The sequence below is a fragment of the Streptomyces aureus genome (genome assembly GCF_000725495.1).
GTDB classification, from domain to species: Bacteria; Actinomycetota; Actinomycetes; order Streptomycetales; family Streptomycetaceae; genus Streptomyces; species Streptomyces aureus_B.
In genome coordinates this window covers 1-5,148 of record NZ_JNZD01000060.1, presented here as the reverse complement: position 1 = coordinate 5,148, position 5,148 = coordinate 1, and the positions used below count along the sequence as shown (strand labels likewise).

Annotated in this window: 4 protein-coding genes; all 4 read right to left on the bottom strand. The window is 67.0% G+C overall.

Features of this window, described 5'->3' with window-relative positions:
• Window positions 1-1,455: 1,455 nt before the first annotated feature.
• Window positions 1,456-1,995: a sigma-70 family RNA polymerase sigma factor gene (locus tag IO36_RS45340; protein ID WP_209441321.1), complete on the bottom strand. Its 540-nt coding sequence runs from the start codon at window positions 1,993-1,995 to the stop codon at window positions 1,456-1,458.
• 1,006 nt (window positions 1,996-3,001) lie between these two features.
• Window positions 3,002-3,346, bottom strand: a complete 345-nt coding sequence (locus IO36_RS35880; protein WP_037626502.1) for a hypothetical protein — start codon at window positions 3,344-3,346, stop codon at window positions 3,002-3,004.
• A 122-nt stretch (window positions 3,347-3,468) separates the two neighbouring features.
• Window positions 3,469-4,026 carry a GNAT family N-acetyltransferase gene (locus IO36_RS35875; RefSeq protein ID WP_037626501.1) on the bottom strand — a complete coding sequence of 186 codons (558 nt, stop codon included), beginning with the start codon at window positions 4,024-4,026 and terminating at the stop codon, window positions 3,469-3,471.
• Complete coding sequence (locus IO36_RS35870) at window positions 4,023-4,994, bottom strand: NsdA family TPR-like regulatory protein (RefSeq protein WP_063764938.1); 972 nt, start codon at window positions 4,992-4,994, stop codon at window positions 4,023-4,025. The genes IO36_RS35875 and IO36_RS35870 overlap by 4 nt, the downstream gene beginning before the upstream one ends.
• Between the last annotated feature and the right edge of the window lie 154 nt (window positions 4,995-5,148).

Sequence of the window (5,148 nt, the reverse complement as noted above, 5' to 3'; positions counted from 1 at the left end):
GGTATGGGTCGTTGGCCGGGGGCTCGGGACGGGGGGTATCCAGAGGCTGTGTCGTTCCGGCTTCCTGCCGGAGTGGCCCAGCTCGTTCGAGCGGGGTGTTGGTCCGTGTCGGCCGAGGCGATCTCTGTGCTGCGGGATTGGCGCGATCGGAATCCGGGGGTAGTGATCACCCGGGCGGGGCGGGATTCGGGGGCGGCGGAAGCGTTGGCGGAGTACGAGCTATGGGCGGATCGGGTTGTTACTGTGGGCGACTTTCTGCGGGCTGGACTGGCGTGGGGGCTGCTCCAACATGGGCTGGAAACTTAGTTTGCAAACTTGAAAAGTGCTGCTCACTGGCTATTTCGCGATTGCTGGATCCTATACTTGAGGGCTATCTTCAAGTCTGCTGGTTCATCACGTGCTGTGAGGGATTGGGAGGTTGCTGATGACCGTCTTGTACGAGGACTGGGGGCAGGTGCCATGGTCCATGGCATCGAAGACTCAGCTGCTGGCAGCTGATCTCCCCCGGGAGCCTGCGGGAATGGCGAGTGGTCGTGTGCGGACCTATCGCCGCGGACGTCGCTCAGTGGTGGACCTGTACCGAGTGGAGGCCACTCGGCCGACTGCTGCATCCGCGCGGCAGTTGGAGGCTGCGGCTTGTCGCCGCACCGGTGCGGCCCACGTATGCGGCGAGTGTGGCGCTCTCAGCGATAGGCCTCTCGTCGGCCGTGACGGGGACAGGCTGTGCCCGATGTGCCAGCGGATGCGTGACGTGGCAGCGTTCCAGATGTCGTTGAGAGAACGGCGTGGGGTGTTGGCCCAGTGGGCGCGGGGTGTGCTGGAGGATTCCCGGCTTGCGGTGGTGTGGGTGGAGATGCTGGAAGGCGGCCGGACGGCATCGGGGCGAGGGCGTCCTGCCGCTGCGGCTCACGTCACGGCAGTGGACCGGCGGGGTGCAAAGTTGGTGGACGTGATGGTGCGGCTGGCCAGCACCAGGAGCCGTGAGGTACCGGAGGGAGCGTGCCCTCCTGACGCAGGGGTGAAGGTGCTGGAAAGTGCGCTGGGAGGGTTGCGAGTACTGGCCTGGACGCAGGCGCAGGTGTCGGCGCTGACGCGCCGCTTGGATTCGGTGGGGTGCCCGTTGCCGCTGACGGTGGTCAGCGATCTGCCAGGGGCCGACTGGGATGGGTGGCAGACGTCGCTGTGCGATCGTGTCGCGCAGTGGCGGGGCCAGTTGGACCCTGGGTCGGGGGTGTTGCTGCCAGCGTGGGAGCCAGGGCGGGCTGACCGTCTGTGGCTGCTCCTGGCGCGCATGGCGATGTCCCGTGAGTTTCGCCAATTCTGAGGGGACTTCGACGGCGAACTGAAGGGGCAACGATAGGGGATCGGCATGTCATGTCCCTGAGTTCCGTGGAACTGATGAGGCGAGGCAAGCATCCGGGCCACAGGGCAGGAAAGTTGAAGGGGGTAGCGTGGTCAGGATCTTGCGGGGCTGGCGATCAGGACCACGAGAGGGTCAGCAGCAAGGCGCTGACGCGCCTGGAAGAGGTGGACCCGGACCGTGCTGGGGCTGATTCCCAGCTGCTGCGCGATGTGGGCCGTCGGCACGCCGAGTGTCCACAGCCACGTGACCTGCCGCATTCGGCGGGGAAGCCTGCTGAGCGCTTCGACCAGTCCGCGGTTACGAAGGCCTTCGACAGCCATATCTTCGGAGCTCCGCTCGACCTCGTTGCTGTCCAAGAGCTCGCCGGTCGTCACCTCCAGCCTGACGCGCGCTGAGGCGAAGTGGTCGGCCACAAGATTGCGGGCGATGGTGACCAGCCACGCCCCGAAGTCCCGCCCTCGCCAGGTGAACGTATCCAAGCGCTGGAACGCGCGAGCGAACACTTCGCTGGTCAAGTCCTCAGCGGTTGGCTTACCCCCGACCCGGTAGTAGACGTACCGGTACACCGTGTCGCTGTAGGCGGTGTAGAGCTGAGCGAAAGCCACACCATCGCCAGCCTGGGCGCGCTCCACACACTGCACGATGTTCTGAATTCCGTACGCCGGCTCCCCGCCCTCTGGGCGGGGAGCCGGCGATGCTGACGTTGGCATCAGCTCTCGGCTGTCGAGGCGCTGGGGCGACGCAGAGCCATCCACAAGGCGGCTCCCGCTTGGACAAGGGCTGCGGTGCTGGCCGCAACTGCAGGGGTCGGCGCGGCGACACACACTGTGACCGTCAACAGGAGGATGACCACCAGGACGATCGCTTGGCCGTAACGTGGAACCAGCGCGCCACAGAGTGGCTGACGGCAACGGCCTGTGGGCAGACGCAGTGAATGACGCATGGCGTGAACTCCCATGTCTGAAAGGGCCTTTCACCGTGCTCCGGCCAAGGACTGCGGCGGAAAGCCCCGCGAGAATGACACCTCGCAGTGTGGGGCTGGTCACACGATTCATCCAAGGCCTGGGGAGCATGGATAAGTTCACATGTTCTGGACTAAACGCCTCTGGTGGCAGCATCGTTGAACAGTTCGCTGGTGCCTGCAAATGGCGTAGCGTTGGCGTTTAGGCAGGTGCAGAACATCTCCGCGTCTGGGAGAGGCCCGCCGTCGTGCTCCGGCCGAGCGACTGAGACGGCGGGCCTTCGCCTGTGGCATGGCAGAGGCCTGCAGACAAGTCCTCAGGGCTTGGCACGCGTGGTGCGGATGCTGATTTTGTCGAGGTCAGGGTGGTTGAGGGGCGGCTGTGTAGCGCAGGGTTCCTCCAACGCTGAGTTCGAAGAGGTCGCACAGCCGTCTCGGGTCGCCCATGGCTTGGGCTTCGTCGAGGATCCGGTCTTCCCGCATGACCTGGGCCGGCAGGACCCCTGCGATGCGCGCGGCACTGTCTGGACTGACGCTGACTTCCATTTGCACGACGGCCCTGCGCATGCCGCCGTGCAGCAGGCCCGCACCGAAGGCGCGGACGACGCAGGCTAGTGCCGCATCAGGCAACGTTCGCCCCGTCGACCGGCTTGTGCTGGCTCTGGCCGGGCGAGCCTTCACCTGGGAGGCGAGGCGTCCCGCCGGCGTTTGTAGGCGCGGGAGACCAGCGCGACGCCGAAGACCAGCTGTACAACGAAGAACACGCCGGACCAGTGTGGGGCGTCGAAGGCGACGCCCCACACGGCCCAGGCCAGGGCGCGCATGCCGATGATGACGATGGCGACGATTCCCCAGGATTCGGCGAACGATGGCCACTGGCCTGTTTCCCCGGCCTGTGCGGTGCCGTACTTCTTGGCGGCCTCGCTCTGACTCCTCAGCGCTTTGATCGCTTTGATTCTCTCGGTGCCGGTGAGTTCGGGGTGCTCGCGCTCGATCTGGTCCTTGGCGTCAATGAGATTCATCGTCCCCCCTTCGTCGGACGGATTCTCCCGCCCCGTACAGCGGCGGTCAACGACCACACAATCCAGAGGGAGAAACATGGCCACACTCACCACGAACAGGGCGAACCTTGACTGATGCGGCACTAGCGCAGGGGATCGCGCATCATCGACGCGAACACCGGGGAGTCGGCGAAAGGCTGCTGAGTCCCCACCTGCTTGTAGCCCCACAACTCGTACACGGCCTTGAGCCGGCCGTCGGACCGCAGGGGATTGACCAGCAGCGTGACCCGCTGCTCCTGGCGCTCGGCAAGCAGCGCCTCGTGGAGGTCGCGGGCTGCGCCCTTGCCGTGGGCGCCCCGCCACCGCTCCCGTACGAGGATCTCGTTCAGCGCGAGCGTGCGGCGGCCGTCTTCGGCGGTGTACTCGGCGGGGAGCGGCTCCTTCTCCGAGGACCACCACTTGGTGTCGGCGCCCAGGGGGACGGCGAACATGTACCCGATGGGCTCGTCGCCCTCGTAGGCCACGACCGCTTCCCAGCCCGGCCGGGACGCGTACCCTTCCAGCCGCTCGCGGTAGCGGTCCGGGGCGTAGAAAGGGTCGCCCATCAGGCCGAACGCGGTGCGTACTTCCACGTGGATGTCGACGATCAGGTCGCCTACTGACCGGACGTCGCTGGTACGGCGGTAGGTGGTCCCGTTCATGCGGCCCTCCGGTGCTCGTGCCACGCCGCGGTGGCCTCGTTGTGCGGCGCAACGGCGGTGAGTTGTTTGGTGAAGCTGTCCAGGAGCCCGCCCACACGCCCGCGGCGCGCCATGTCCGGGGCGACGGTGCGGGCCGACTCGACGGCCGGCTCGATGTCGCCCTGCCCGAGCTGGGCGAGCGCGAGATTCGCGTAAGTCAGTCCCCGGTTGCGTTCGAGGTCGGGGCGCAGCCCAGCAAGGCAGCGGTGGGCGTGGCGTTCGGCGGCCTCCCACCGGCCAAGGCGCAGGTTCGCGAACGTGGCGAGGGAGTCCAGTTCGGCCTGGTCGTAGAAGCCCATCCACGGCGGGCGGTTCTTGGCCTGGTCGGCGCGGTCGTAGGAGTCCTGTGCGAGGCCGATCGCCCGCAGGGACGCGCGGGTATCCCCGGCGTCGGCGTGGAACGTGCCGAGGCGGGCGAATGCCAGGGAGGCATAAAACGGGTCGCTGCGGGTGATGGAGATGCCCCGGGCGGCCTCGGCGGCGGCAATGGCGTCGGCCGGGCGCCCGAGATGCCGGTACATGATCCCGGCGTGACCCCATGCTCGGTAAAGGATGTAGCGGTTGTTCGCGAGGCCCGCGAGGGTGATGGCCCGTTCGAGGTAGGGCTCCGCCTCTTTCAGGCGCCGCCCGTCGATCGCGGCCCACATGGCGCTCGCGATGAAGGCGGCCGCGACGCCGTACAGCTCCGAGCGGATCCGGCTGGATGCGGTGTGCGTGTTCTGCAGGCGCACCGTCTCCTCGGCGAGCGCTGCGGCATGGTGCTGGAGCTCCACGGTTCCGCCGTAGGCGTTGTCCATGCTGACGACCGCGGCGAGTTTGGCGTTCAGCCGGTCCACGTCGGCCGACCCAAGGCGGCGCTGCGTGGCAGATGGCGCGGTCAGTGTGGCTCCCGCGGCTGTGGCCGCGGCCAGGAAAGCACGTCGATACACAGGATCGTCCTCGGGTGCTGGGGAATCAGGGGTCGTCTTCCCCCGGGCAACGAAGCCTAGGCCGTTTCGTTTAGATCATCGGATCGTTGGTCCGGGTGTGCCGTTAACTGACGCGCAGTGGGCGCGGATCGAGCCGTTGCTCCCGGACCGGACG

Bases quoted from the DNA above. Each gene is read 5' to 3' on its own strand.
- IO36_RS35880 (WP_037626502.1), bottom strand. From the start codon at position 3,346: ATGAATCTCATTGACGCCAAGGACCAGATCGAGCGCGAGCACCCCGAA.
- IO36_RS35875 (WP_037626501.1), bottom strand. From the start codon at position 4,026: ATGAACGGGACCACCTACCGCCGTACCAGCGACGTCCGGTCAGTAGGC.